Origin of the sequence: Streptomyces sp. NPDC032472, from assembly GCF_040636955.1 — a bacterium.
GTDB lineage: Bacteria > Actinomycetota > Actinomycetes > Streptomycetales > Streptomycetaceae > Streptomyces.
This window is the reverse complement of sequence record NZ_JBEZVK010000019.1, coordinates 40,862-67,116: the sequence shown is the minus strand read 5'-3', so window position 1 is coordinate 67,116 and position 26,255 is coordinate 40,862. Positions and strand designations below refer to the sequence as shown.

General features: G+C 72.7%; 28 protein-coding genes. 15 read left to right on the top strand and 13 right to left on the bottom strand.

Annotated elements, in window-relative coordinates:
* Positions 1–51 precede the first annotated feature (51 nt).
* Positions 52–237, bottom strand: a complete 186-nt coding sequence (locus AB0F11_RS15415; RefSeq protein ID WP_053790202.1) for a DUF5999 family protein — start codon at positions 235–237, stop codon at positions 52–54.
* 434 nt (positions 238–671) lie between these two features.
* Between AB0F11_RS15415 and AB0F11_RS15410 the strand changes: the two genes are divergently transcribed.
* Complete coding sequence (locus AB0F11_RS15410) at positions 672–1,409, top strand: hypothetical protein (protein WP_362172813.1); 738 nt, start codon at positions 672–674, stop codon at positions 1,407–1,409.
* Between the two features lie 84 nt (positions 1,410–1,493).
* Here AB0F11_RS15410 and AB0F11_RS15405 read toward each other — a convergent pair whose 3' ends face one another.
* Positions 1,494–2,723: an acyl-CoA dehydrogenase family protein gene (locus tag AB0F11_RS15405; RefSeq protein WP_362172810.1), complete on the bottom strand. Its 1,230-nt coding sequence runs from the start codon at positions 2,721–2,723 to the stop codon at positions 1,494–1,496.
* A 189-nt stretch (positions 2,724–2,912) separates the two neighbouring features.
* Here AB0F11_RS15405 and AB0F11_RS15400 point away from each other — a divergent pair, with 189 nt between their 5' ends.
* Complete coding sequence (locus AB0F11_RS15400; protein ID WP_361907175.1) at positions 2,913–3,557, top strand: TetR family transcriptional regulator; 645 nt, start codon at positions 2,913–2,915, stop codon at positions 3,555–3,557.
* Between the two features lie 17 nt (positions 3,558–3,574).
* On the opposite strand, the gene def is transcribed toward AB0F11_RS15400, so the two are convergent.
* On the bottom strand, positions 3,575–4,138 hold the full coding sequence (def, locus tag AB0F11_RS15395) for a peptide deformylase (protein ID WP_362172807.1): 564 nt from the start codon (positions 4,136–4,138) through the stop codon (positions 3,575–3,577).
* A gap of 122 nt (positions 4,139–4,260) precedes the next feature.
* Here def and AB0F11_RS15390 point away from each other — a divergent pair, with 122 nt between their 5' ends.
* From AB0F11_RS15390 to AB0F11_RS15365, 6 genes are all read left to right on the top strand, one after another.
* Positions 4,261–5,499 carry a MurT ligase domain-containing protein gene (locus AB0F11_RS15390; protein ID WP_362172805.1) on the top strand — a complete coding sequence of 413 codons (1,239 nt, stop codon included), beginning with the start codon at positions 4,261–4,263 and terminating at the stop codon, positions 5,497–5,499.
* Between the two features lie 26 nt (positions 5,500–5,525).
* Positions 5,526–6,254, top strand: coding sequence for a glutamine amidotransferase (locus AB0F11_RS15385; RefSeq protein ID WP_361907180.1), 729 nt, complete (start codon positions 5,526–5,528; stop codon positions 6,252–6,254).
* 225 nt (positions 6,255–6,479) lie between these two features.
* Positions 6,480–7,505 (top strand): 6-phosphofructokinase, encoded by a 1,026-nt coding sequence (locus AB0F11_RS15380; protein ID WP_362172801.1) that lies wholly within the window; start codon positions 6,480–6,482, stop codon positions 7,503–7,505.
* Between the two features lie 90 nt (positions 7,506–7,595).
* Positions 7,596–8,558, top strand: a complete 963-nt coding sequence (locus AB0F11_RS15375; protein WP_362172798.1) for a cytochrome c oxidase assembly protein — start codon at positions 7,596–7,598, stop codon at positions 8,556–8,558.
* Positions 8,559–8,590: 32 nt separating this feature from the next.
* Positions 8,591–8,749: a hypothetical protein gene (locus tag AB0F11_RS15370; protein WP_362172795.1), complete on the top strand. Its 159-nt coding sequence runs from the start codon at positions 8,591–8,593 to the stop codon at positions 8,747–8,749.
* A gap of 116 nt (positions 8,750–8,865) precedes the next feature.
* Positions 8,866–9,576: a lysophospholipid acyltransferase family protein gene (locus AB0F11_RS15365; protein WP_362172792.1), complete on the top strand. Its 711-nt coding sequence runs from the start codon at positions 8,866–8,868 to the stop codon at positions 9,574–9,576.
* Between the two features lie 49 nt (positions 9,577–9,625).
* Here the strand turns inward: AB0F11_RS15365 and AB0F11_RS15360 are convergent, their stop codons facing one another.
* From AB0F11_RS15360 to AB0F11_RS15325, 8 genes are all read right to left on the bottom strand, one after another.
* Complete coding sequence (locus tag AB0F11_RS15360) at positions 9,626–11,293, bottom strand: alpha/beta hydrolase (RefSeq protein WP_362172789.1); 1,668 nt, start codon at positions 11,291–11,293, stop codon at positions 9,626–9,628.
* A gap of 194 nt (positions 11,294–11,487) precedes the next feature.
* Positions 11,488–12,267: an urease accessory protein UreD gene (locus tag AB0F11_RS15355; RefSeq protein WP_362173002.1), complete on the bottom strand. Its 780-nt coding sequence runs from the start codon at positions 12,265–12,267 to the stop codon at positions 11,488–11,490.
* 122 nt (positions 12,268–12,389) lie between these two features.
* On the bottom strand, positions 12,390–13,085 hold the full coding sequence (gene ureG / locus AB0F11_RS15350) for an urease accessory protein UreG (protein ID WP_361907191.1): 696 nt from the start codon (positions 13,083–13,085) through the stop codon (positions 12,390–12,392).
* Positions 13,086–13,158: 73 nt separating this feature from the next.
* Positions 13,159–13,833, bottom strand: a complete 675-nt coding sequence (locus tag AB0F11_RS15345; protein ID WP_362172786.1) for an urease accessory UreF family protein — start codon at positions 13,831–13,833, stop codon at positions 13,159–13,161.
* Positions 13,833–15,554, bottom strand: a complete 1,722-nt coding sequence (locus tag AB0F11_RS15340) for an urease subunit alpha (protein ID WP_362172783.1) — start codon at positions 15,552–15,554, stop codon at positions 13,833–13,835. Before AB0F11_RS15340 ends, AB0F11_RS15345 begins: the two co-directional genes overlap by 1 nt.
* Positions 15,547–15,858 carry an urease subunit beta gene (locus AB0F11_RS15335; RefSeq protein WP_362172780.1) on the bottom strand — a complete coding sequence of 104 codons (312 nt, stop codon included), beginning with the start codon at positions 15,856–15,858 and terminating at the stop codon, positions 15,547–15,549. The genes AB0F11_RS15340 and AB0F11_RS15335 overlap by 8 nt, the downstream gene beginning before the upstream one ends.
* Before the next feature lie 14 nt (positions 15,859–15,872).
* On the bottom strand, positions 15,873–16,175 hold the full coding sequence (locus AB0F11_RS15330; protein ID WP_361907199.1) for an urease subunit gamma: 303 nt from the start codon (positions 16,173–16,175) through the stop codon (positions 15,873–15,875).
* Positions 16,176–16,489: 314 nt separating this feature from the next.
* On the bottom strand, positions 16,490–16,939 hold the full coding sequence (locus AB0F11_RS15325; protein ID WP_362172777.1) for an ATP-binding protein: 450 nt from the start codon (positions 16,937–16,939) through the stop codon (positions 16,490–16,492).
* A gap of 196 nt (positions 16,940–17,135) precedes the next feature.
* Between AB0F11_RS15325 and AB0F11_RS15320 the strand changes: the two genes are divergently transcribed.
* The gene (locus tag AB0F11_RS15320; protein ID WP_362172774.1) at positions 17,136–18,071 is read left to right on the top strand and encodes a helix-turn-helix transcriptional regulator; all 936 of its coding nucleotides are present in this window, start codon (positions 17,136–17,138) and stop codon (positions 18,069–18,071) included.
* The gene (locus AB0F11_RS15315) at positions 18,035–18,262 is read left to right on the top strand and encodes a DUF397 domain-containing protein (RefSeq protein ID WP_362172771.1); all 228 of its coding nucleotides are present in this window, start codon (positions 18,035–18,037) and stop codon (positions 18,260–18,262) included. Before AB0F11_RS15320 ends, AB0F11_RS15315 begins: the two co-directional genes overlap by 37 nt.
* Before the next feature lie 49 nt (positions 18,263–18,311).
* On the opposite strand, the gene AB0F11_RS15310 is transcribed toward AB0F11_RS15315, so the two are convergent.
* Positions 18,312–19,487, bottom strand: a complete 1,176-nt coding sequence (locus tag AB0F11_RS15310; RefSeq protein ID WP_362172768.1) for an 8-amino-7-oxononanoate synthase — start codon at positions 19,485–19,487, stop codon at positions 18,312–18,314.
* A 154-nt stretch (positions 19,488–19,641) separates the two neighbouring features.
* On the opposite strand from AB0F11_RS15310, the gene bioB reads away from it, so the two are divergent.
* Genes bioB through bioD form a run of 3 tightly spaced genes read left to right on the top strand, consistent with a single transcriptional unit; the run spans position 19,642 to position 22,931 of the window.
* Complete coding sequence (bioB, locus tag AB0F11_RS15305; protein ID WP_362172765.1) at positions 19,642–20,865, top strand: biotin synthase BioB; 1,224 nt, start codon at positions 19,642–19,644, stop codon at positions 20,863–20,865.
* Positions 20,866–20,896: 31 nt separating this feature from the next.
* Entirely contained in the window at positions 20,897–22,210 is a 1,314-nt protein-coding gene (locus tag AB0F11_RS15300; protein WP_362172999.1) for an adenosylmethionine--8-amino-7-oxononanoate transaminase, read from the top strand.
* Position 22,211: 1 nt separating this feature from the next.
* Complete coding sequence (bioD, locus tag AB0F11_RS15295; protein WP_362172762.1) at positions 22,212–22,931, top strand: dethiobiotin synthase; 720 nt, start codon at positions 22,212–22,214, stop codon at positions 22,929–22,931.
* Between the two features lie 109 nt (positions 22,932–23,040).
* Here the strand turns inward: bioD and AB0F11_RS15290 are convergent, their stop codons facing one another.
* On the bottom strand, positions 23,041–23,466 hold the full coding sequence (locus AB0F11_RS15290) for a GNAT family N-acetyltransferase (protein WP_362172759.1): 426 nt from the start codon (positions 23,464–23,466) through the stop codon (positions 23,041–23,043).
* Between the two features lie 235 nt (positions 23,467–23,701).
* Between AB0F11_RS15290 and AB0F11_RS15285 the strand changes: the two genes are divergently transcribed.
* Together AB0F11_RS15285 and AB0F11_RS15280 are read left to right on the top strand one after the other, a co-directional pair.
* Complete coding sequence (locus AB0F11_RS15285; RefSeq protein ID WP_362172756.1) at positions 23,702–25,042, top strand: hemolysin family protein; 1,341 nt, start codon at positions 23,702–23,704, stop codon at positions 25,040–25,042.
* Positions 25,039–26,064: a hemolysin family protein gene (locus AB0F11_RS15280; RefSeq protein WP_362172754.1), complete on the top strand. Its 1,026-nt coding sequence runs from the start codon at positions 25,039–25,041 to the stop codon at positions 26,062–26,064. The genes AB0F11_RS15285 and AB0F11_RS15280 overlap by 4 nt, the downstream gene beginning before the upstream one ends.
* Positions 26,065–26,255 lie beyond the last annotated feature (191 nt).

Genomic DNA, 26,255 nt, shown 5'->3' with positions numbered 1-26,255 from the left:
GGCTTGGGAACGGGCTTGCGGATCAGCTGTTGGCGCATGCGGCCTCCTCGCTCAGACCAGGGCCGGGCGGCGGGGTTCCACCACGCGGCCGTCGGGGAGCAGCTCACCGGTGTCGTCGAAGATCACCAGGCCGTTGCACAGCAGGCTCCAGCCCTGTTCGGGATGGAAGGCCACGGTGCGGGCGGCGTCGTGGTCGGCGCTGTCGGCGGACGGGCAGGGGGGCTGGTGGGAGCACATGGCGCACCTCCTCGCTGTGTGGCGCGGGAAGCCGGCGGTCACCCGGTCGATTCCGCGATCCACGGTGGCGGTGAGTATTACTGATCGCCACCCCCGGACGGAACCCATATTCGCGGTCCAGTTCAGGGTGTGTATGCCCGCTCACCATCTGCTCATGCCCGGTATGCGGATCGTTCACCGAAGGCGTACGGCCGGCTCCGGCCCGGCCGCTGCCGACGGCCCTGGAAGGGCGCGGGGGGCGGGGCCCCGCCGCCCGCGTCCGGTCACGGTGCGCAGCCGCCCGCGGACACCGGAGCGCACCTCGGGCCGGCCGCGCGAGTGGCCAGGATCACGTCCGGCGCCCCGGGTGGAAACCGCGGTCCGGACGGCGGTCCACGGAGGCTAGGGTTCCGTGATCACCGCCCGGTGGTCAGCGCGAGAGCGAGGAGGATCCCGTGGCCACTCCGCCACCGCAGCACGGCGCCGGCCCGTACCCGCCGTACAGCCCCCAGCAGGGCGGCCCCTACGGCCCGTACGCCGCCGGGCCGGGCCTGCCGGGCCTGCCGGGCCTGCCGGGCCCGTACGGCGTGCCCCAGTACGAGTGCCGGATCTGCGGGTCGGTGCCCGCGGCCCCGGCGACCGTGCGCGGGCACCAGGGGATGCTCGTCCTGATGCGGTTCCTGCGGGCGGAGGGGCCGCTGTGCCGCAACTGCGGGCTCGCCACCTACCGGCGGATGACCTCGGACACCTTGTGGCAGGGCTGGTGGGGTCCGCTGTCGCTGTTCATCACGCCCGTGACGCTGCTGATGAACCTCGGCCCGAGGGCGGCCTTCCACCGGCTGGCTCCCCCGTCGGGCAGCATCCTGCCGCCGCTCGACCCGGGCAGGCCGCTGTGGCGCCGCCCGCCGGCCCTGGTCCTGCTCGTGCTGACCGTCCTGCTCTCCTTCTCGCTGCCGACCCTGATCGTGCTGGGCATCCTGGCCGGGGAGGACAAGCCCGCGGCCCTGACCGTCGGGAGCTGCGTACGCAACCTGGGCGACTGGAAGGACCAGGAGCTGCTGGTGGTGGACTGCGGCTCGCTGGACGCCCAGTACCGGGTGCACGCGCCCCCCTGCGCCGGCCTGGAGTACATCACGGACCTGAAGTACAGCGCGGACGGCACGGATTACAGCTGCCTGACGCCGCTGCACTAGCCCTGCGGCCCCCTCGGCGCCGGCATGCCGAAGCCCCCGGACGCCGGCGTCCGGGGGTGCCGCGGGCGCGCCGTCCGGCCCGGGCTAGCGGATCGGCATGCCGGAGAGGGTGCGGGCGATGACCAGCCGCTGGATCTCGCTCGTCCCTTCGAAGATCGTGTAGATGGCCGCGTCGCGGTGCATGCGCTCCACCGGGTACTCGCGGGTGAAGCCGTTGCCGCCGAGGATCTGGACGGCCTGGGCGGTGACCTTCTTGGCCACCTCGCTGGCGAACAGCTTCGACATGGAGCCCTCGGCCGAGGTGAACGGCTTGCCGGCCACCGCCATCCAGGAGGCACGCCACACCAGCAGCCGGGCCGCGTCGATCTGGGTGCGCATGTCGGCGAGCTGGAAGGCGACGCCCTGGTTGTCGATGATCGGCCGGCCGAACTGGGTGCGGGTGCGGGCGTAGTCGAGGGCGACCTCGTACGCGGCGCGGGCCGTGCCGACGGCCATCGCGCCGACGGCCGGGCGGGAGGCCTCGAAGGTGGCCATGGCGGCGTTCTTCACGCGCTCACCGCCCCCGGCCTTCGCCTTCTCCCGGGCCCGGGCGAGCCGCTCGTCCAGCTTGTCCTTGCCGCCCAGCAGGCAGGAGCCGGGGACGCGGACGTCCTCCAGGACCACCTCGGCGGTGTGGGAGGCGCGGATGCCGTGCTTCTTGAACTTCTGGCCCTGGGACAGGCCCGGGGTGTTCGGCGGCACGATGAAGGAGGCGTGCCCCTTGGTGCCGAGCTCGGGGTCGACGACGGCGACGACGATGTGGACGTTGGCGATGCCGCCGTTGGTCGCCCAGGTCTTGGTGCCGTTCAGCACCCACTCGTCCTTGGCCTCGTCGTAGACGGCCCGGGTGCGCATGGCGCCGACGTCGGAGCCGGCGTCCGGCTCGGAGGAGCAGAAGGCGGCGACCTTCACCTCGTCGGGCGTGCCGTACATCTGCGGGATCCAGGTGCCGATCTGCTCCTCGGTGCCGTTGGCGAGGACGCCTATGGCGGCGAGGCCGGTGCCGACGATCGACAGGGCGATGCCGGCGTCGCCCCAGAACAGCTCCTCCATGGCCATCGGGATGCCGAGGCCGGTGGGGTCGAAGAACTGCTGCGCGTAGAAGTCGAGGGAGTAGATGCCGACCTTGGCAGCCTCCTGGATGACGGGCCAGGGGGTCTCCTCGCGCTCGTCCCATTCGGCGGCCGCGGGCCGGATGACATCGGCGGCGAAGCCGTGGATCCAGTCCCGGACCTGCTTCTGCTCCTCGGTCAGCTCCATCGTGAACTCCGCCAACGTCCCTCCCCTGTGCATCCGCCAGCTGCGTTACTGGCGGTAACCCCATCGGTGGCCACAGTCTGTTACCGACGAGTAAGGCTGTCAAGCAGGACGGGGCCCCACCGGCCGATTCGTTCGCCGGGGTGCCCGGGGTGTTACGTTGCGTGGGCGTCACGCACCATCGCAAGGGCGGGGAGAGAACACGTCATGGAGACCACGCAGCAGGCCGGCGAACCGGGAACGGCCGAGCGCCGCCGGCGGGAGCTGCTCGAAGCGGCCGACCGCGTCGTGCTCAGGGACGGCCCCAAGGCCTCCATGAACGCCATCGCCGCGGAGGCCGGCATCACGAAGCCGATCCTCTACCGGCACTTCGGCGACAAGGCGGGCCTGTACCAGGCCTTGGCCGTCCGGCACACCGACGGCCTGCTCGACTCCCTGCGGGCCGCGCTCGACGCCCCGGCCGAGCGCCGCAGCCGGGTGGAGTCCACCCTGGACACCTACCTCGCGGCCATCGAGGCCCGCCCGCAGGTGTACCGCTTCCTGATGCACCCGACCGAAGACTCGCACGCCGCCGAGCGCGGCTTCGACGTCGGCAAGCACTCGGCGCCGCTGCTGCGCCGGCTCGGCGAGGAGCTGGCCGAGGTGATCAGCGAGCGCGTGGACCTCGGCCCCGGCGGCGAGCAGCTCGCCCGGATCTGGGGCCACGGGATCGTCGGCATGATGCACGCGGCGGGCGACTGGTGGCTGGCCGAGCGGCCGTGCGGCCGTGCGGAGTTGGTGGCCGGACTGACCGACCTGCTGTGGGGCCGCCTGGCCACCGCGGGCGACCGCGCGGACGGCCCGGGCTTCTAGTGCCGTGACGGAAGGGTTCAGCCCTGGAGGGCGTGCGCGCCGCGCGCGCCCCAGGGCGTCCGGCGGATCGCCCGGTGCAGCCGGCGGGCCCGCAGCCCCGTGACGCGCTCCGCGTAGACGGTGCCGTCCAGGTGGTCGCACTCGTGCTGCAGGCAGCGGGCGAAGAACCCGGTGCCCGTGATCCGCACCGGTGCGCCGTCCGAGGTGACGCCCTCGACGACGGCGCGGTCGAAGCGGGCCGTGCCGGCCTCCAGGCCCGGCAGCGACAGGCAGCCCTCGGGGCCGACGTACTCGTCGCCGTCCGCCTCGACCAGGCGCGGGTTGACGATGTGCCCGACGTGGCGGACGTCATCGTCGTCGGGGCAGTCGTAGACGAACACCCGCTGCCCGACACCGATCTGGTTGGCGGCGAGGCCGACGCCCTCGGCCGCGTACATCGTGGCGAACATGTCCTCGATCAGCCGGTCGAGGTCCGGGCCGAACGCGGTGACCTCCGCGCAGGCCGAGTGGAGCACCGGGTCGCCCAGGAGGCTCATGGTGCGGACGAGACCGGTGGTGCCGGGAATGACGCGCTGTCGCATGGCGGTAAGCGTACGACGGGCGAATATATGAGGAGATCCGCGGCGACCTGGGGCGCCGCGGTCAAGGCCCCGGCCGGTACTGGATAGGCTGGGGCCGACCGACGCAAGGAGGACAAGGGACGATGGCAGGCAACACGGAGCCGCTTTCGCCGCGGGCCAAGCTGGCCGTGACGGCGGGCAGGGCCGCGGCGGCGGTGTCGCGGGCCGCGGGACGCGGAAGCGGATCGGTGATCGGCGGCAAGGTCGCACTCAAACTCGACCCCGATCTCCTCGGAGCGCTGGCGCAGCATCTCGACGTCGTCCTCGTCTCCGCGACGAACGGCAAGACCACGACCACCCGACTGATCGCCGAGGCCCTGCGGGCCAGCGGCCCGGTGGTCTCCAACGCGCTCGGCGCGAACATGCCGGCCGGCATCACCTCCGCCCTCGCGGGCGGCTCGGACGCCAAGTACGGCGTCATCGAGGTGGACGAGAAGTACCTCGCGGGCGTGGCCCGGGACGTCACCCCCAAGGTGATCGCCCTGCTGAACCTCTCCCGCGACCAGCTGGACCGCGCCGCCGAGACCCGCATGCTCGCCGAGAAGTGGCGCGAGGGCCTGCAGGGCTCCAAGGCCGTGATCGTCGCCAACTGCGACGACCCGCTGATCGTGTGGTCGGCCTCGTCCTCGCAGAACGTGGTGTGGGTCGCCGCCGGCCAGGAGTGGAAGGACGACGCCTGGTCGTGCCCCTCCTGCGGCGGTGTGATGCAGCGCCCCGGCGACGACTGGTTCTGCGGTGAGTGCGGCTTCCGCCGGCCGACCCCGAGCTGGGTGCTCTCCGGCGACCACGTGCTGGACCCGCACGGCTCCGCCTGGCCGATCAGCCTCCAGCTGCCCGGCCGCGCCAACAAGGCCAACGCCGCCACCTCGGCCGCCGTCGCCGCCGTCTTCGGCGTCCCGCCGCAGGTCGCGCTGGAGCGGATGTACCAGGTGCAGGCGGTCGCCGGCCGCTACGACGTGGTGAACTTCCAGGGCCGCGAGCTGCGCCTGCTGCTCGCGAAGAACCCGGCCGGCTGGCTCGAAACGTTTTCGCTGATCGACCAGCCGCCGGCCCCGGTGATCCTCTCGGTGAACGCGCGCGGCGCCGACGGCACCGACACCTCCTGGCTGTGGGACGTGGACTACCCGCGCCTCGCCGGCCACCCGATCTTCGTGATCGGCGACCGCAAGCTGGACCTGGCGGTCCGCCTGGAGGTCGCGGGCCTGGACTTCCGCGTCTGCGAGACCCTCGACGAGGCCGTGCAGCTGGCGCCGCCCGGCCAGATCGAGCTGATCGCCAACTACACCGCCTTCCAGGACGTCCGCCGCCGCGTCGGCAACTAGTACTCATACCCAGAGGACACAAGAGCATGAGCGACAACAGCCTGCGTCTGGTGTGGGTCTACCCCGACCTGCTCAGCACGTACGGAGACCAGGGCAACGCCCTCGTCGTCGAGCGCCGGGCCCGCCAGCGCGGCCTGGACGTGCAGCGCGTGGACGTGCGCAGCGACCAGCCCATCCCGACCTCCGGTGACATCTACCTCATCGGCGGCGGCGAGGACCGGCCGCAGCGGCTGGCCGCCGAGCGCCTGCTGCGCGACGGCGGCCTGGAGCGGGCCGTCTCGAACGGGGCGATCGTCTTCTCCGTCTGCGCCGGCTACCAGATCCTCGGCAACGAGTTCGTCAACGACATGGGCGAGCGCCAGCCGGGCCTGGGCCTGCTGGACGTCGTCACCGTGCGCGGCGAGGGCGAGCGGTGCGTCGGCGACGTGCTCGCCGACATCGACCCCCAGCTGGGCCTGCCGCAGCTGACGGGCTTCGAGAACCACCAGGGCGTCACGCACCTCGGCCCGTCCGCCAAGCCGTTCGCCCGCACCCGCATCGGCCGCGGCAACGGCACCGGCGACGGCACCGAGGGCGCGTACAACGACACGGTGTTCGGCACGTACATGCACGGCCCCGTGATGGCCCGCAACCCGCAGATCGCGGACCTGCTGCTGAAGCTGGCCCTCGACGTGAACGCGCTGCCGCCCGTCGACGACCGCTGGTACGAGGCGCTGCGCGCCGAGCGCATCGCGGCGGCGACGCAGCCCGCGTAACCCCGGCGCCACCCGGCGTTCGGCCCGGATTCCGCTTGCGGGGTCCGGGCCGTCGTGCGTTCCGGCGTACGCCCGGCTCTCGCCCGCCGTGCGTTCGCACAAGGATCCCGGGCAGTGCGTGGAGGATGGTTCAGTCCGGTGCCGATCCGCTTGTAGGGTGACGGGTAGTTCCAACCGGACGACGTGGTCCGGTCGTCGGCCCACGTTGCAAAGGTTCTCTGTGCCATGCGCATTGGTGTGCTCACTTCCGGTGGCGACTGCCCCGGTCTCAACGCCGTCATCCGCTCCGTCGTGCACCGCGCCGTCGTCGACCACGGCGACGAGGTGATCGGCTTCCACGACGGCTGGCGCGGCCTCCTGGAAGCGGACTACCGCAAGCTCGACCTCGACGCGGTGGCCGGCATCCTCGCCCGCGGCGGCACCATCCTCGGCTCCTCCCGCGTCCAGCCCGCACACCTGCGCGACGGCGTGGAGCGGGCCCGCGGGCACGTCGCGGACCTCGGCCTGGACGCCATCATCCCGATCGGCGGCGAGGGCACCCTGAAGGCCGCCAACCTGCTCTCGCAGGCCGGCCTGCCGATCGTGGGCGTGCCGAAGACCATCGACAACGACATCGCCTCGACCGACGTCACCTTCGGCTTCGACACCGCGGTCGGGGTCGCGACCGAGGCCCTGGACCGGCTGAAGACCACCGCCGAGTCGCACCAGCGCGTGATGGTCGTGGAGGTCATGGGCCGCCACACCGGCTGGATCGCCCTCCACTCGGGCATGGCCGCCGGCGCGCACGCGATCGTCGTGCCGGAGCGCCCCTTCGACATCGAGGAGCTGACGGCGATCGTCGGCGAGCGCTTCTCCGCCGGCAAGCGGTTCGCGATCGTCGTGGTCGCCGAGGGCGCCAAGCCGCGCCCCGGCTCCATGGAGTACCAGCAGGGCGGCAAGGACCAGTACGGCCACGAGCGCTTCGCCGGCATCGGCAACATCCTCGCCGTCGAGCTGGAGCGGCGCCTGGGCAAGGAGGCCCGCCCGGTCATCCTGGGGCACGTCCAGCGCGGCGGCACCCCGACCGCGTACGACCGCGTCCTGGCCACCCGCTTCGGCTGGCACGCGGTGGAGGCGGCGCACCGCGGCGAGTTCGGGATGCTGACCGCGCTGCGCGGCACCGACATCGAGATGGTGCCGCTCGCGGAGGCCACCTCGACCCTCAAGACGGTCCCGGACGCGCGCTACGCCGAGGCGGAGACCGTTCTGTAGCCCTTTCCTCCTTTCTGTCGCCGCCCCCGGTCGCAGCTGCGGCCGGGGGCGGCACTACTGTGGTGGGGCACCACGGTCAAGGGAGAACAGATGGATCACAGCGGGCACGGCATGGACATGCACATGGACATGGACCTGCCGCCGTTCACCCTCGGGCGTGGTCTGGAGTTCTCCTTCGACGCCTTCTTCCTGATCGGCTCGCTCGTGGGCCTCGGGCTGTACCTGTGGGGCGTGGCGCGGCTGCGCCGGCGCGGCGACGCCTGGCCCGTGGGCCGGACCGTCGCCTTCGCCGCCGGTGTGCTGAGCGTGGCCCTGGTGATGTGCACCAAGCTGAACGACTACGGCATGGTGATGTTCAGCGTGCACATGGTCCAGCACATGGTCATCAGCATGCTCTCGCCGATCCTCCTGCTGCTGGGCGCCCCGGTCACGCTCGCGCTGCGCGCGCTGACGCCCGCCGGACGGGGCCGCAAGGGACCGCGCGAGCTGCTGCTGATGCTGCTGCACAGCCGCTACATGAAGGTGATCACCCACCCGGCGTTCACCATCCCGATGTTCATCGCCAGCCTCTACGCCCTGTACTTCACCCCGCTCTTCGACTTCCTCATGGAGAGCAAGGCCGGGCACATCGGCATGATGGTGCACTTCCTCGCCGTCGGCCTGGTGTTCTTCTGGCCGATCATGGGCGTGGACCCGGGCCCGCACCGCCCCGGCTACGTGATGCGGATGCTGGAGCTCTTCGCCGGGATGCCCTTCCACGCGTTCTTCGGCATCGCGCTGATGATGGCCAGCGAGCCGATGATCAGCACGTACAAGAACCCGCCGGCCTCGCTCGGCATCGATCCGCTGCTCGACCAGCAGTGGGGCGGCGGCATCGCCTGGGCCTTCAGCGAGATCCCCTCGGTGCTGGTGCTGATCGCCCTGATGTACCAGTGGTACCACTCCGAGCAGCGGGCGGCGAAGCGCGCCGACCGGGCCGCCGAGCGCGACGGCGACCAGGAGCTGGAGGCGTACAACGCCTATCTCGCCTCGCTCCGCGCGCGTGGCCAGTAGCGCGATCCCGCTCCTGCGCGCCACCATGGGGCATGACCGGATCCGTTAAGGCGATGGCCGTGATGACCTTCGCCGCCCTGGTGGCCGTCGCCACGTACTCCGTGGCCCTCGGCAGCAACGGCTGGCTGTGGTTCGGCTGGGTGGTCCTGGGCCTCCTCACCGCCGGTATGGCGGCCTCCCGCAGCAGCTGAGACTGCCCCCGCGGGTCGCCCGGCGTCCCGCATTTTCCCCGTGTCCGCCCTCTCGGGCCCGGCGACGACTGTCCGTACGATGGCGGTGACAACGGGACGGCGACGGGAGCGGCCTGGTGTTCTACCACTTGCTCAAGTACGTGTTCCTCGGGCCGCTGCTGCGGCTGCTGTTCCGGCCGCGCATCGAGGGGCTGGAGAACATCCCGGCCGAGGGCGCCGCGATCGTCGCGGGCAACCACCTGTCGTTCTCCGACCACTTCCTGATGCCCGCGATCCTGAAGCGGCGGATCACCTTCCTCGCCAAGGCGGAGTACTTCACCGGGCCCGGGCTCAAGGGCCGGCTGACCGCCTTCTTCTTCCGCAGCGCCGGGCAGATCCCCGTCGACCGCTCGGGCCGGGACGCGGGCCGGGCCGCGATCCGCGAGGGGCTGGCCGTACTGGCACGGGGCGAACTGCTCGGCATCTACCCCGAGGGCACCCGCTCGCACGACGGCCGGCTGTACAAGGGCAAGGTCGGGGTGGCCGCGATGGCGCTCGGCGCCGGGGTACCGGTCGTACCGTGCGCCATGGTGGGGACCTTCGAGATCCAGCCGCCCGGACAGAAGATCCCGAACATCCGGCCGGTCACCATCCGCTTCGGCCGGCCGCTGGACTTCTCCCGCTACGCCGGCATGGAGGGCGAGCGGGCCGTGCTGCGCGCGGTCACCGACGAGATCATGTATGCCGTCCTGGAACTGTCCGGCCAGGAGTACGTCGACCGGTACGCGGCCGAGGTCAAGGCCGAGGAGGAGGAAGCACGGAAGAAGGCCCGGCGCAGGACGCGCTGAGCCTTCTCCCGTGCGAAGGGGCCTACGGCCCGCTGCCCGTGCGACGGGGTCAGCGGACGGCCGGCAGCTCCTCCTGCGCGGGCAGGGCGGACGCCGCCGGGGCGTCGGCGAGCGCCTTCGCGGCGGCCGGGGCCGGGGCGACCGGGGCGGCGTGCGGACCGCACACCACGTCCTTGGCGTCGACCTTGCCGTGGAGCAGGTAGTCGTCCACGCGGGTGTTGATGCAGGGGTTCACCAGGCTGGTGACACCGTGCGAACCGGCGTTCTGCTCGGTGATCAGGCGCGAGCCGGCGAGGCGGCGGTGCAGCTCGACACCACCCTTGTACGGGGTGGCCGCGTCACGCTCGGACTGGACGATCAGCACCGGGGGCAGGCCGTACTTGGCACCGACGGCGATCGGCTTGCTCTGCTTGGACTTCCAGGTCGCGCAGGGCAGGTTCATCCAGGCGTTCGACCAGGTCAGGAACGGGTACTTCTGGTGCAGCGCCGAGTTGTCCCGGTCCCACTTCGTCCAGCTGGTGGGCCACTTGGCGTCGGCGCACTCGACCGCGGTGTACACCGCGTTGCTGTTCTCCGAGGCGATGTTGCCCTGGATGTCGGACATGTCCGGGGCGATCGCGTCGACCAGCGGCTTCTCGTCACCGGCGGCCCAGGCGCTGAACGCCTGCGCGACCGGGACCCATGAGGAGTCGTAGTACGGGGCGCCCTGGAAGAAGTTGATCAGCTCGGCCGGACCGGCGACGCCGCCGAGCGGCTTGGCCTTGGCCTGGGCGCGCAGCTGCTGCCACTTCGCCTCGACCTTGGCGCGCGTGTCACCGAGGTGGAAGGAGGCGTCGTTCTTGGCGACCCAGTCCTGCCAGTCGTTCCAGCGCATCTGGAAGGCGACGTCCTGCTCGAGGTTGGCCTCGTACCAGATGTTGTCCTGCGCCGGGTTGACCACGCTGTCGACGATCATGCGGCGCACATGGGTCGGGAACAGGGTCGCGTAGACCCCGCCGAGGTAGGTGCCGTAGGAGACGCCGAGGTAGTTCAGCTTCTTCTCGCCGAGGGCGGCGCGGATGACGTCCAGGTCACGCGCGATGTTCGGCGTGGTCATGTACGGGAGCATCTCGCCGCTGCGCTCCTTGCAGCCGTCCGCGTACTCCGCGGCGAGCTTGCGCTGGGCGCTCTTGTCGGCCTCGGTGTCCGGGACCGGGTCCGCCTTCGGGGCCTTGACGAACGCCTGCGGGTCGATGCAGGAGATCGGCGCCGAGTGGCCGACGCCGCGCGGGTCGAAGCCCACGAAGTCGTACGCCTTGGAGGTGTTCACCCACAGCGGGGACTTGGTGGTGGACCGGCGCGGGAAGCGCATGCCCGAACCGCCGGGGCCGCCGGGGTTGTACAGGAGGGCGCCCTGGCGCTCTTCCTTGGTGCCGGTGCTGACGGCGCGGTCGACCGCGATGTCGATGGTCTTGCCGAACGGCTTGGCGTAGTCGAGCGGGACCTTGACCCAGCCGCACTGGATCGGGGCCGCGAAGCCCCAGTCGGCGGGGCAGTCCTTCCACTCGATCCCGGTCCGGGCGGCGCGGGCGGCGGCGAGCTGCGCGCCGATCGCCTCCGGAACCGAGCCGGTGCCGGACGCGGTCGCCGCCGCTGCCGGCGGTGCCAGCAGCAGGCCCGCGGCCAGCGCTCCGGTGATCAGAGTGGCAGCGCTCCCCAGCGCTGCTTTGCTTATCACGTGGTTGTTCCCCCTGCATCAGGCCCGGCCGGACACGGCCGGGTTGGGTCGGGTTGGTCGTGCGAATGCAAGGGGATCCTTTCGCCTGACCTACACCTGACAACAGACCAAGGTCGGGTTTCTTTGCCAACCCGATAACCGGAGAGGCGTGTACCGCTGAGCGGTGTCTGATTCGCCCCAGGTTCGCCCAGCAGTCACCAGCCGTACGTGCGACACGCCGCATCCAGGAGACCGCGCAGCCTCAGCGCGTCCGGCGCAAGTGCCGTCACCAGCACGGCGGGACCGGCCAGCGGGGTGACCACGGCGAACTCCCCCAACACGGCCGCGGCGGGCGGTGCCCCGGCGAACCCCGGCTGGACGACCAGGAGCTGACCCAGCGCCCGGTGCCCCGCGAGCCCCGCCGGGCCGTCCCAGCCGCCGGGCGCGCCCGGACCGCAGGCGAGCTCCTGGTCCAGCAGCGGACGGCCGTCCAGGGTGACGGCGAGCCGGCTGCGCAGCAGGCCCGGCTCCTCGCCCGTCCGGCCCAGCACCTGCTCCTCGCGCAGCAGGAGCCGGGCTCCGGGGGCGAGTTCGGCGCGGGTGTGCACCCGCAGGTCGCTGCCGCGGACCGAGACCAGCGGCTCCGGCAGCCACCGCACCGCCGCGTCCTCGGCCAGGCTCAGGCGTACGTCGTACCGCGCGGGGGCGCCGCCGCGGCCGGGCAGCGCCAGGGTGGCCGCCGCCGAGGCCAGGGCGAGTCGGGCCCCGGGCCCTGCGGTGGCCTCGACGGTGAGGTGGTCCCCGCCGAGCGGGGCGCTCATCGCGCCGACCAGCATCACGCCGGCCTCGGCTCCGGCGCCCCGGGTGCGGCGCAGCGCGAGCGGCCCTTCGCCGGTGAGCAGCGGCAGGGCGGTCCCGCCGCGCCCGTCGGCGACGGCCCCGATCCGGGCGGTGGCCCGGACCCCGGCCGCGGCGGGCGGCGGGGCCGCGGCCAGGGTCGGGGCGGAAGCGGGCGTGGTCTCGGCCGGCGGAGTCGGCGCGGCAGGGGCAGTGGCGGCAATGGCGAGTGCGGTGGCGGACGCGGCCTCGGCCGGCGGGGCGGTGGCGGGTGGGGCGGTCACCGTGCGGTCCAGGCGGCGAGCCGCTCGCGCACCCACGCGGCCACCGGGGCGACGCCCTCCTCGCCGCGCAGGGACTGGAAGGTGACGGGCAGTGCGCCGCGCTGTTCTGCGGCGTCGCGGGCCATCCGGTCCAGGTCGGAGCCGACGTGCGGGGCGAGGTCGGTCTTGTTGACGACGAGCAGGTCGGCGGTGGTGACGCCGGGGCCGCCCTTGCGCGGGATGTCGTCACCGCCCGCCACGTCGATCACGAAGATCTGGGCGTCGACGAGTCCGCGGGAGAAGGTGGCGGTGAGGTTGTCGCCGCCGGACTCGACCAGGATCAGGTCGAGCGGGGCGGACTGCCGGTGCGCTTCCTCCAGCTCCTCCACCGCCTCGAGGTTGGCGGAGATGTCGTCGCGGATCGCGGTGTGCGGGCAGGCCCCGGTCTCCACGGCGGTGATCCGCTCGGGCGGCAGCACGGCCTCGCGCAGCAGGAACTCGGCGTCCTCCCGCGTGTAGATGTCGTTGGTGACGACGGCCATGGACAGTTCGGTGCGCAGGGCACGGCAGAGCGCGGCGACGGTGGCGGTCTTGCCGGAGCCGACGGGTCCGCCGAGACCGATGCGCAGGGCGCGGCGCGAGCCGTCGGCGCGGACGGGCTCGGCACTGTGGGTGTGGCGCTCGGGGAAGGTCGTGGCGTGGTCGAGGTGCATGGGGCGCTCCAGGGGTTCGGAGGTGGGGCCGGGGTGGCCGGTGTGGCGCGTCGGCCGGACGGGTCGGGCCTGGTCAGGACGCGAACAGCCGTACCGGCCAGTCGGCATGGATCTCCGCCGCGATCTCCAGCAGCGGCGAGGAGGCCGCGGGCAGGGCCTCGGGCCCTTCGATCCGGGCCCGCTGCGCGGCCTGTACGGCCAGCTCGGCCACCGCGTCGAGCTCGGCGGCGAGGCGGGCCAGGACCCCGCTCGCCTCGAAGGGGTCCAGGCCGAGCAGTCGCACGGTGGCGGTGGCGGGCCCGCTGACGCTCTCGTACGCCGTCACGTGCGCGGCGTCGAGCGGCCCGAGCCCGGCGGCCCGGGCGGTGAGGCCGAGCACCACGGGCTGGTGCGTCCCGCGCGGGAACGCGGCGGCCAGGGCGTCGAGTTCCGCCGCGGGCCAGGTGGCCCGGGCGGCGCGCAGCAGCTGCCGGCCGAGCCGCCGGGCCGCGGTGCGCAGGGCGGGCGAGGGGGTGCGGGCGTCGGCGGCGGCGTCGAGGACGGCCGGGTCGAGCCCGAGGGCGGCGGCCGCGGCGAGGGCGGCGGCGGTGAGCCCGGCCGTGTGCAGGCGGCCGCGGCAGAACTCCTCCAGGGAGGCGGCGTCGTGGATGCGGCCCGCCTTGCAGGCGGCCTCCGCCCCGCCGGAGTGGGCGTGGCCCCCGGCGGGGAAGCGGCCGTCCGCGAGGACGAGCAGTGCGGCGAGGCCCATCAGAAGAGGAAGTATCTCTGGGCCATGGGCAGTTCCGCGGCCGGGGCCGGCTCCACCGCTTCGCCGTCGATGGTGACGGTGAAGGTGTCGGCGTCGACCTCGACCCGCGGCATGGCGTCGTTGTTGCGCATGTCCGCCTTGCCGACCTTGCGGGTGCTCTCGATGGCGGTGAACGCCTTGCCGAGGCCGAGCCGTTCGGGCAGGCCGTCGTCGAGTGCCGCCTGCGCGGTGAAGTTCACCGAGTTCAGGGCGGGGGCGCGCCCGTGGGCCCCGTACATCGGGCGGGGCAGCACGGGCTGCGGGGTGGGGATGGAGGCGTTGCCGTCGCCCATCTGCGCGTACGCGATCTGGCCGCCCTTGATGACGGCCTCGGGCCTGACCCCGAAGAACGCCGGGTTCCACAGTACGAGGTCGGCGAGCTTGCCGGTCTCGACCGAGCCGATCTCCCGGGCGAGCCCCTGGGCCACGGCGGGGTTGATCGTGTACTTGGCGACGTAGCGGCGGGCGCGGTGGTTGTCGGCGGGCCCGTCGCCGGGCAGGAAGCCGCGGCGCCGCTTCATCACGTGGGCGGTCTGCCAGGTGCGCAGGACGACCTCGCCGACGCGGCCCATGGCCTGGGAGTCGGAGGAGATGATCGAGATGGCGCCGATGTCGTGCAGGACGTCCTCGGCGGCGATGGTGGAGGGCCGGATCCGGGACTCGGCGAAGGCGAGGTCCTCGGGGACGGCGGGGTTGAGGTGGTGGCAGACCATCAGCATGTCGAGGTGTTCCTCGATGGTGTTGACGGTGTGCGGCCGGGTCGGGTTGGTCGAGCTGGGCAGGACGTTCGGCTCGGAGACCACGGTGATGATGTCGGGTGCGTGCCCGCCGCCCGCGCCCTCGGTGTGGTACGAGTGGATGGTCCGCCCCGCGATGGCGGCGAGCGTGTCGCCGACGAATCCGGCCTCGTTGAGGGTGTCGGTGTGGATCGCGACCTGCGCCCCGGTCTCCTCGCAGACGCTCAGGCAGGCGTCGATGACGGCCGGGGTGGCCCCCCAGTCCTCGTGGATCTTGAATCCGAGGGCGCCGCCGCGCAGTTGGGAGTGCATGCCCTCGCGGGACATGGTGTTGCCCTTGCCGAGCAGGCCGATGTTGACGGGGTAGGCCTCCAGGGCGGCGAACATGCGGGCCAGGTGCCAGGGGCCTGGGGTGACGGTGGTGGCCTTGGTGCCCTCCGCCGGTCCGGTGCCGCCGCCGACGAGGGTGGTGATGCCGGAGGCGAGGGCCTCGTCGATGACGGTCGGGGAGATGAAGTGGACGTGGGCGTCGATGGCGCCCGCTGTGACGATCTTCCCGTTGCCCGCGATGATCTCGGTCTCGGGGCCGATGACGAGGGCGGGGTCCACGCCGTCCATGGTGTCGGGGTTGCCGGCCTTGCCGATGCCGCAGATCCGCCCGTCGCGGATGCCGAGGTCGGCCTTGACGATGCCCCAGTGGTCGAGGACCACCACCCCGGTGATCACGGTGTCGGGGGCGCCTTCGGCGCGGGTGGTGCGGGCCTGGCCCATGGACTCGCGGATGACCTTGCCGCCGCCGAACACGGCCTCGTCTCCTGCGCGTCCGGGGCCGCCGCTGAGGTCCTGCTCGATCTCGATGAAGAGGTCGGTGTCGGCCAGCCGGATCCGGTCGCCGGCCGTCGGCCCGAAGAGGTCCGCGTACGCGCCGCGTTCGAGCTCAGCCATCGAGCGGCCCTCCGGTCTCGCCGCGCAGGCCCGGTACCGTGCGCAGGCCGCCCAGCGGTACGAGTTCCACCTCGGCCGGGATGCCCGGCTCGAAGCGGACGGCGGTGCCGGCGGCGATGTTGAGCCGGAGCCCGCGGGCGGCGGCGCGGTCGAAGTCGAGGCCGGGGTTGGCCTCGGCGAAGTGGTAGTGGGAGCCGACCTGGACGGGCCGGTCGGCAGCGTTGAGCACGGTGAGGCGGGTGACGGGGCGGCCCTCGTTGAGGCGCACCGGTCCGTCCCCGTGGACGATCTCGCCGGGGATCATGCGGCTGCTCCCCCTCAGACGATCGGGTCGTGGACGGTGACGAGCTTGGTGCCGTCCGGGAAGGTCGCCTCGACCTGGACGTCGTGGATCATCTCGGGGATCCCCTCCATGACCTCGGCGCGGCCGAGCACGCTGCGGCCGGAGGCCATGAGCTCGGCCACGGTCCGCCCGTCGCGGGCGCCTTCGAGGATGTGCGCGGTGATCAGGGCCACCGCCTCGGGGTGGTTGAGGAGGACCCCGCGCGCCCTGCGCCTCTCGGCCACGTCGGCGGCCACGTGGATGAGCAGTCTTTCCTGCTCGTGCGGTGTCAGTTGCACTCGTATCACCAAGCTTCCAGGACAAGATCAACATCGCGCCGAACCGACCCTAATGGCCTTCAACACTGTGTTGACCTGCGCATATCCGAGCCAAGCGTGTCTTGCCCAACGCTGAAAAAGGCTTTCCGTCCCGAGCACCACCGCTTTACCGGCGTATGGGTGACCATTGACGGAAGGCCGAAGGCACCACGCTAGGGGCCGCGTTTTTCCGTCGCGTTAACCCACGTTTCGGGGAGGCACCCGGTTCGGCCCGCGGGCCGACTTCAGCGGGTTCCGTATACGGACTCGGATGCGTGCGCGCCGTCGCCGGCCGCTCAGCAGGCGCTGCCGCTCGCGGCGGGGGCCGCGACCGGCCAGGGCAGGGCGATCCACACGGTCTTGCCGCCCTCCTCGGTGGGGCTGACCGAGAGCCGGCCACCCGCCTCGGCGGCGAGCCAGCGGATGATGACCATGCCCCGGCCGTTGTCCTGTTGGACGGCGGCCGGGAGCCGCTTGGGCCAGCGCGGGTGGCTGTCGGTGACCCCGACGCGCAGCCACTCCCCGCGCTCCAGCCGCACGTCGACGGTGAAGGTGGGAGACTGCCCGAAGGTGTGCTGAACGGCGTTGGTGGCCAGCTCGGAGACGATCAGTCTCACGCTGTCCGCGGTGTCGGCCCCGTCGGGCAGGCCCCATTCGGTGAGCACGTCGGCGACGTAGCGGCGGGCGGCGGCGACCGAGGCGGGATCGCTCGGCAGAGTGACGGTTGCTTCCTGGTGGTCTGCCATGGCGACGGTCCCTTTCCCACCGGGGCGCAACCGCCCCGGATCTGCGCTGGACGCCAGAGTGCCACCATCGTCCCGCGGGTGCTGCCGTTCCCCCAAGATATGCATATATCTGTCGCTCAATGCGGTGAACTCTGCTACGGAAGAGCGTATTTGGACGGCAAACTGGTGCGAGCTGTGCCGGTGGAAGGAGGCGGGTATGCAGCACGGTCCCGCGGTGCGCCGGCGCAAGCTCGGCGAGGAACTGCGTGCCCTGCGCGACCGTACCGGACTCACCAGTGGTGAGGCAGCCCGGATCGTCGGCTGGCACCAGTCGAAAATCAGCCGCATCGAAACGGGCCGCAGTGGCGTCAAACCGGAGGACATCCGGCTGTTGCTCGACGCCTACGGTTCGGTGGTGAGCCCGGAGCAGCGGGCGCTGTTGGAGGCCCTGGCGGTGTCGGCGGCCGGCCCCGGTGCGGGCGGCGACGCCGTGCGGGGCCGCCAGTGGTGGCACGACTACCGGGGGCTGCTGCCGCAGGAGTACCGGGACTTCATCAACCTGGAGGCGGGGGCCCGCTCGGCCCGCACGGTGGAACTCTCCGTGGTTCCCGGCCTCTTGCAGACCGCCGAGTACGCGCGGGCGGTGACGCGAGCCGCGCTGGGCGGGCTGCCGGAGCCGAAGGTGGACGCGCTGGTCGACGTACGGTTGGCGCGGCAGTCGGTGCTGCGGGCCGATCCGCCGCTCCAGCTCAGCGCCGTGCTGGACGAGGCGGTGCTGCGGCGGCAGATCGGGGGGGCCCGGGTGATGGCGGCGCAGCTGCGCCATCTGGTGGAGGTGGCACGGCTGCCCCAAGTGAGGCTCCAGGTGCTGCCGTTCAGCGTGGGGGGTCATCTCGGCCTGACCGGACCGTTCGTAATTTTCTCATTTCCGAACATCGCCGATCTGGACGTGGTGGTACTCGACCATTTGACGAGTAGCCTCTATCTGGAGCGGAAGGAAGACCTCGAGGCGTACAGCGCCGCGTTCCGCACCATCCAGGCGCACGCCCTCCCGCCCCAGGACTCGTCGGATCTCATCGGCTCGCTGGCCGACGACGCGTATAAGGAGGCACCCCCGTGTCCGCAACCCCCCTCTCCACCAGCGGACTTCTGATCAGTGCGACCCGGTGGCGGCGAAGCAGCCGCAGCACCGGAATGAACAACTGCGTGGAAACGGCCGTGCTCGACGGCGGCTGCCTGCTGGCCGTCCGCGACTCCAAGCGGACGGACGGCCCGGCCGTGCTCTTCACCGGGCCGGCCTGGGACGGCTTCCTCGCATCGCTACGGGCGGACGTGCTCGTATGACGTGCTGGTATGACGTCCTGACACCCGCACGCCCGCACGCCCGGAGGTCCTAGGGCGCGTCCGCGGCTCCGGCCGGGGCGGTCCGCAGGATCGTCTCGATGGCCCGGTCGATCTCGTCCCCCGTGAGATCGGCCCGAGCGGTCAGCCGCAGCCGGGAGATGCCGTCCGGCACGGACGGCGGACGGAAGCACCCCACGGACAGACCCGCCTCGCGGCAGTCGGCGGCCCAGCGCAGTGCCGCCGCGGCCGAGGGGGCCCGTACCGACACCACGGCCGCGTCCGGCCTGGCCGCGGTCAGGCCGGACGCGGTGAGCCGCCCGTACAGCCGGCCGGCCACCTCGCGGGCCCGCGCGGCGCGCTCCGGTTCGCGCTGCAGCAGCTTCAGGCCCGCCAGCGCCGCGCCCGCGGCGGCGGGCGCCAGCCCGGTGTCGAAGATGAAGGTCCGGGCCGTGTTGACCAGGTGCCGGATCACCTTGGCCGGGCCGAGCACGGCCCCGCCCTGGCTGCCGAGGGACTTCGACAGGGTCAGCGTCGCGACCACGTCGGGCGCCCCCGCGAGCCCGGCCGCGTGCAGTGCGCCGCGGCCGCCCTCGCCCAGTACGCCGAGGCCGTGTGCATCGTCCACGACCAGGGCCGCACCCTCCTCGCGGCAGGCGGCCGCGTACGCGGCGAGCGGAGCCGCGTCCCCGTCCACGGAGAACACCGAGTCGCTGACCAGCAGCGCCCGACCCTCGTGGCTGGCGAGCGTCTTGCGGGCGGCCTCCGGGTCCGAGTGCGGGATCACCGCGGTACCGGCGCGCGAGAGCCGGCAGCCGTCCACGATCGAGGCGTGGTTGCCGGCGTCGGAGACGACCAGGGTGCCCCGGTCGCTGAGCGCGGTGACGGCCGCGAGATTGGCCGCGTACCCGGAGGACAGCACGAGCGCCGCCTCGAACCCGCAGAACCGCGCGAGCTCCCGCTCGAGCTCCCCGTGAAGCTCGGTCGTGCCGGTGACCAGGCGCGATCCAGTGGCCCCGGCTCCCCACCGCTCGGCCGCATCGCAGGCTCCGCGCACGGTCTCGGGGTGCCGCGACAGGCCCAGGTAGTCGTTGCTCGCGAGGTCCAGCAGCGGCGAGTCGGCGGGGCGGGGGCGCAGCGTCCGGACGAGTCCGGCCTGTTCACGGGCCTGCTCCGCCCCGTCGATCCAGGCGAACACGTCATCGGGCTCGGGGCGGGGCTGGGGCATCGGGTCTCCGCGTTTTGTCGGCTGTCCACAGGCGATGCCCGACCCTAACGGGCGGGACTCGAGCGCCAGGTGTGGCGATACACACACTCCGTTCCGGCCATGTTGTGCGATCTCTCCTTGGCCGGGAGTGGTCGTGTGGTCCAGGATCGGCGTCATGGACCTGCTGAACACCCTGGTGGACAAGGGGCTGCGGCGCGAGCTGCCGACCCGCGAAGAGGCGCTCGCCGTACTGGCGACCTCTGACGACGAACTGCTCGACGTGGTGGCCGCGGCCGGCAAGGTGCGCCGCCACTGGTTCGGGCGTCGGGTCAAGCTGAACTACCTGGTCAACCTGAAGTCCGGGCTCTGCCCGGAGGACTGCTCGTACTGCTCCCAGCGCCTGGGCTCGAAGGCGGACATCCTCAAGTACACGTGGCTGAAGCCGGAGGAGGCCTCGGCGGCCGCCGCGGCCGGTGTCGCGGGCGGCGCGAAGCGCGTGTGCCTGGTGGCGAGCGGGCGCGGCCCGACGGACCGGGACGTGGAGCGGGTCGGCAGGACGATCGAGGCGATCAAGGAGCAGAACGAGGACATCGAGGTCTGCGCCTGCCTCGGCCTGCTCACCGACGGCCAGGCGGAGCGCCTGAAGGACGCGGGCGCCGACGCCTACAACCACAACCTGAACACGTCCGAGGCCACGTACGGCCAGATCACCAAGACGCATACCTACGCGGACCGCGTCGACACGGTGCAGAAGGCGCACGCCGCCGGCCTGTCGGCCTGCTCCGGCCTGATCGCGGGCATGGGCGAGAGCGACGAGGACCTGGTCGACGTGGTCTTCTCGCTGCGCGAGCTGGACCCCGACTCGGTGCCGGTCAACTTCCTCATCCCGTTCGAGGGCACGCCGCTGGCCAAGGAGTGGAACCTCACCCCGCAGCGCTGCCTGCGCATCCTGGCGATGGTCCGGTTCGTCTGCCCCGACATCGAGGTCCGCCTCGCCGGCGGCCGCGAGGTCCACCTGCGCAGCATGCAGCCCCTCGCCCTGCAGGTGGTGAACTCGATCTTCCTCGGGGACTACCTCACCAGCGAGGGCCAGGCCGGCCAGGCCGACCTCGACATGATCGCGGACGCCGGCTTCGAGGTGGAGGGCGCCGGTACGTCTTCCCTGCCCGCGCACCGCGCCGACGCCGCCGCGGCGGCTGCCGCTGCCGCGGCTGCTGCCGCGTCCCACGGGCCGTGCGGTTCCGCGGCGGCCGAGGCGGGCTGCGGCTCGGCCTGCGGCGGCTGCTCGGGCCACGGGCACGAGGCCGCACCCGCGCAGGCGGAGCCGGGCGAGGTGCGCCCGGACCTGGTCGCGGTGCGTCGCCGTGGCGCGGGGACGGATCTCGCCCCCAATGCCTGATCCGCAGCACGGCCCGTCCGGGCGCGACGGCATGTCCGAGCGGTACGGCCCGTTGTCGGCCGCCGACCTGCTCGCGCTGGACCGGCAGCACGTCTGGCATCCGTACGGGCCCATGCCCGGGCGGCAGGAGCCGCTGGTCGTCTCCTCCGCCTCGGGGGTCCGGCTGCGGCTCGCCCAGCCCGCACAGGGGCAGGACGAGCTGGTCGACGGCATGTCGTCCTGGTGGTCGGCCATCCACGGCTACAACCACCCGGCGCTGAACGAGGCCGCGGCCGACCAGCTCGGCCGGATGTCGCACGTGATGTTCGGCGGGCTCACCCACGAGCCCGCCGTCCGGCTGGCCGCGAAGCTCGTCGAGATCACCCCGGCCGGCCTGGAGCACGTCTTCCTCGCCGACTCCGGCTCCGTCGCGGTCGAGGTCGCGGCGAAGATGTGCCTGCAGTACTGGCGCTCGATCGGCCGGCGCGACAAGACCCGGCTGATGACCTGGCGCGGCGGCTACCACGGGGACACGTGGACGCCGATGGCCGTCTGCGACCCCGAGGGCGGCATGCACGAGCTCTGGTCGGGCGTGCTGCCGCGCCAGGTGTTCGCCGACGTGCCGCCGGGCGGGTTCTCCGCGCCGGTGGACCCCGCGTACGTGGACCACCTGCGCTCCCTGATCGCCGCGCACGCCGCCGAGCTCGCCGCGGTGATCGTGGAGCCGGTGGTCCAGGGCGCGGGCGGCATGCGCTTCCACAACCCGGGCTACCTGCGGGTGCTGCGCGAGCTGTGCGACGAGTACGACGTCCTGCTGGTCCTGGACGAGATCGCGACCGGGTTCGGCCGCACCGGCGCCCTGTTCGCCGCGGACCACGCGGGGATCACCCCGGACGTGATGTGCCTGGGCAAGTCCCTGACCGGCGGCTACCTCACGCTGGCGGCGACCCTGTGCACGGAGCGCGTGGCGGCGGGCATCTCGCAGGGCGAGGTGCCGGTGCTGGCCCACGGGCCGACGTTCATGGGCAACCCGCTGGCCACGGCCGTGGCGCTGGCCTCGATCGAGCTGCTGCTCGGCCAGGACTGGCAGCGCGACGTCAAGCGGATCGAGGCCGGGCTCCTGGAGGGGCTGGCACCGGCCCGTGAGCTGCCCGGCGTACGGGACGTGCGCGTGCTCGGCGCCATCGGGGTGGTCCAGCTGACGCACGAGGTCGACATGGCGGCCGCCACCCTGGCCGCGGTCCGGGAGGGCGTGTGGCTGCGTCCGTTCCGCGACCTCGTCTACACGATGCCGCCGTTCGTGACGGGCGACGCCGACGTGGCCCGGATCTGCCGCGCGGTGTGCGCGGCGGCGAAGGAGGGCTGAGATGGGCGTCCTCGTCGTGTCCGGCACGGGCACGGAGATCGGCAAGACCGTGGTCACCTCCGCGATCGCGGCCGCCGCGGCGGCCGGGGGCCGTTCGGTGGCGGTGCTCAAGCCCGCCCAGACGGGTCTGGAGCCGGGCGTCCCCGGCGATGCGGCGGAGGCGGCCCGGCTGGCCGGCCCCCGGGTCACGCCCGTGGAACTGGCCCGCTATCCGGAGCCGTTGGCCCCGGACACCGCGGCCAGGCGGGCGGGGCTGGCGACCGTGTCGCCGGAGGCGGTCGCGGAGGCCGCGCAGAAGCTCGCCGCCTCGCACGACCTGGTCCTGGTGGAGGGGGCGGGCGGGCTGCTGGTCCGCTTCGACGAGGCGGGCCGCACCCTGGCGGACGCGGCGCGGCTGCTGGACGCCCCGGTCCTGGTGGTCGCCCCGGCGGCCCTCGGCACCCTCAACTCCACGACCCTGACGGCCGAGGCCCTGCGGGCCCGCGGGCTGAGCGCGCGCGGCGTGGTCATCGGCAGCTGGCCCGCCGAGCCCGACCTGGCCTGCCGCTGCAACCTCGCGGACCTGCCGGAGTCGTCCGGGCTGCCGCTGCTGGGGGCGGTTCCCGAGGGCTCCGGGGCGCTGTCCCCCGAGGCCTTCCGGGCCGCGGCGCCGGCGTGGCTGGCCCCGGAACTGTCGGGGACCTGGTCGGCAGAGTCCTTCCTGGCCGCCTGGCCGGCCTGACCGGTCCTGGGCCTGGCCGGTTTGACCGGCCTGACCGGCCCGGCCTGGCCCGGCCGCCGCTCGCATGTCGAAGCGCCCCGTCCCCCGGACGGGGCGCTTCGGCGTTCGCTCACCCGTTCAGCGGCTTGACCCAGCGCGTCCAGTGGTCCTCGGGGTGGTAGCCGGCCGCGCCCCACGCCCCGTGCGCCTGCTCGTTGCGGTCGAGCACCATCGCATCGGCGCGCCTCCCGCCGAGCTCGGTGAAGCGCTCCTCGGCGGCGGCCAGCAGGGCCGAGCCGATCCCGCGGCGGCGGTGCTCCGGATGCACCGCGAGCCGGTAGAGGTGGCAGCGCCAGCCGTCGAACCCGGCGATCACGGTCCCGACCAGCTCCCCGTCGCGGCGGGCCAGCAGCAGCGCCTGCGGGTCGCGCGCGTGCAGGCGGCCGATTCCGGCGAGGTCGTCGCTGATGCTCGTCCCCTCCGCGGCCGTCTCCCAGAAGTCCAGGACGGCGGCGAGATCGTCGCTCGAGGCGGGTCCGATATGAAGATCACTCATCCTTGGATCCCATCACCCGCTCGCCGCTCCACCCAAAGGATGAAGCCTGCGCTTTGCCGATCCTTTACCATGGTGGGCGACGGTTCCTGCTGCCGAAACGCAAGGAAAGGTGTGAGCTTCCGCCCATGGGCGAGCCCCCCGGTATCCGACGTCGCCGTACCCGACACCGCCGCTGCGGCCGACACCGCGCGTCGGCCCTCCTCCTGGCTGATCATGGGAGCGAGGTGACGGACCGATGACCGAAGTGCTCCTGCTCGTCGTGGCACTGCTGCTCTGCCTTGCCTGCGGAGCGTTCGTCGCGGCCGAGTTCTCGCTGACCACCGTCGAGCGCAGCGAGCTCGAACGGGCCGTCGAGCGCGGCGAGCGCGGCGCCGAGAGCGCCCTGACCGCCGTGCGCAGCCTGACCTTCCAGCTGTCCGGCGCCCAGCTCGGCATCACCGTGACCGGCCTGATCATCGGCATGATCTCCAAGCCGTCGATCGCCGCCCTGCTCCAAGGGCCGTTCGAGGCCATGGGACTGTCGGCAGCGGCCGCCTCCTCGACCGCGCTGATGCTCGGAACCGTGCTGTCCACGGTCGCGCTGATGGTCATCGGCGAGCTGGTGCCCAAGAACTGGGCGATCTCCTCCCCGCTGGCCGTCGCCAAGCGCGTCGCGACCATGCAGCGCGTCTTCAGCCGGACCTTCAGGCCGTTCATCAGCCATCTGAACACCACCGCGAACCACCTGGTCCGCCGGTTCGGCCTGGAGCCGGCCGAGGAGCTGGCCTCCGCGCGCACGCCGCAGGAGCTGGTGGCCCTGGCCCGGCACTCGGCCAAGGCGGGCGCCCTGGAGAAGGACACCGCCGAGCTGTTCGTGCGGACCCTGAACCTGGCCGACCTGACCGCGGAGAACGTCATGACCCCGCGCGTCCAGGTCACCGCGCTCGACGTGCAGACCACCGCCGAGGACGTGGCCAACGCGACGCTCGCGACCGGCCTGTCCCGCTTCCCCGTCTACCGGGGCAGCCTCGACACCGTCGTCGGCACCGTCCACATCAAGGACGTGCTGGCCCTGCCCGCCGAGCGGCGCCTGCACCACCCCGTCGCGCAGCTGCTGCGCGCCCCGCTGTTCGTACCGGAGTCCCTCACCGTGGACCGGCTGCTGGACCGGCTCTCCGGCAAGCAGACGATGGCCGTCGTCATCGACGAGTACGGCGGCACCGCCGGCGTGGCCACCCTGGAGGACATCGTCGAGGAGGTCGTCGGCGAGGTGCGCGACGAGCACGACCCGCACGAGACCCCCGACCTGGCCCCCGCCGGAACGGACGACTCCGGGCGCCCCCTGTACTCCGCCGACGGCGCCGCGCGCACCGACCAGCTCCGGCGGATCGGGCTGCGCGTGCCGGACGGCCCCTACGAGACCCTCGCCGGGCTCATAGCCACCGCACTGGGCCGGATCCCGGCCGTCGGCGACAGCCTGGAGCTGGCCGGCTGGCGGATCGACGTGGTGGACGCCCGCGGCCGCCGGGCCGCCCGGGTGCTGCTGCACGCGCCGGCCGCACCCGCGCAGGAGACGGACCGGGAGGGCGAGCGATGACCGTGCTGCAGCTGCTGATCGGCCTGGCGACCCTGGTGGTCAACGCCTTCTTCGTCGGCGCCGAGTTCGCACTGATCTCCGTCCGGCGCAGCCAGATCGAGCCGTACGCCGAGCAGGGCGACCGGCGGGGCCGCGCGGTCCTGTGGGGTCTGGAACACGTGTCGGCGCTGATGGCAGCGGCCCAGCTGGGCATCACCCTGTGCACCCTGGTGCTGGGCGTGGTGGCCGAGCCGGCCATCGCGCACCTGCTGACCCCCCTGTTCGACCTGGTCGGGATCCCCTCCGGGGTGACCCATGCGGTCTCCTTCGTGATCGCGCTGACGCTGGCCACGTACCTGCACATGCTCTTCGGCGAGATGCTCCCGAAGAACGTGGCACTGGCCGAGCCGGTGCGCACCGCGCTGCTGCTGGGGCCGCCGCTGGTCACCCTCACCCGGGCGCTGAAGCCGGTGATCTTCGCGATCAACGCCTTCGCCAACCTCCTGCTGCGGCTGCTGCGGGTGGACGCCAAGGGCGAGGTCTCCGCGACGTTCTCCGACGACGAGCTCGCACGGATCGTGAAGGACTCCAGCGACGCCGGGCTCATCGACGACCGGGCGAGCGAGCGCCTGCACGACGCCCTGGAGCTGGGCCGCCGTCCCGTCCGGGACGTGGTGCTGCCGTCGGACCGCGTGGTCGCGGCCCGGCTGGGCATCACCCCGGCGGGCCTGGAGCGGCTCTCGGCCGAGTCCGGGTACTCCCGCTTCCCCGTGACCGAGGGCCAGGCCCGGATCCTCGGGTACCTGCACGTCAAGGACGCCCTGGACGCCAACGGGGCGGAGCGGGACGCGCCCTTCCCCGCGTCCGCGCTGCGCGCGATCGCCCAGGTGCGGGCGGAGACCCCGCTGGACGACGTCCTCACCGCGATGCGGCGCAGCCGCACGCACCTGGCCGCGGTCCTCGGGCCGGACGGGGCGATGACGGGCCTGGTGACGATGGAGGACGTGCTGCGGGAGCTGTTCGGCCGGCCCGCCTCCGCCTGACGCACGCCGCACCCGCACCCGCCTGCGCGAGGAGTGGGGCGTCAGCGAGCACGAGGTGCGGTCCATCAGCTCACCCGGCGGCCCGCACCCCCTGGGGTGCGGGCCGTTTCGCGTTCTCGGTTCCCCGATTTCTGTAGCGATCGCTAACTTAATCGGATAGGGTCCCTCGTGTAACGACCGCTAGAGAAATC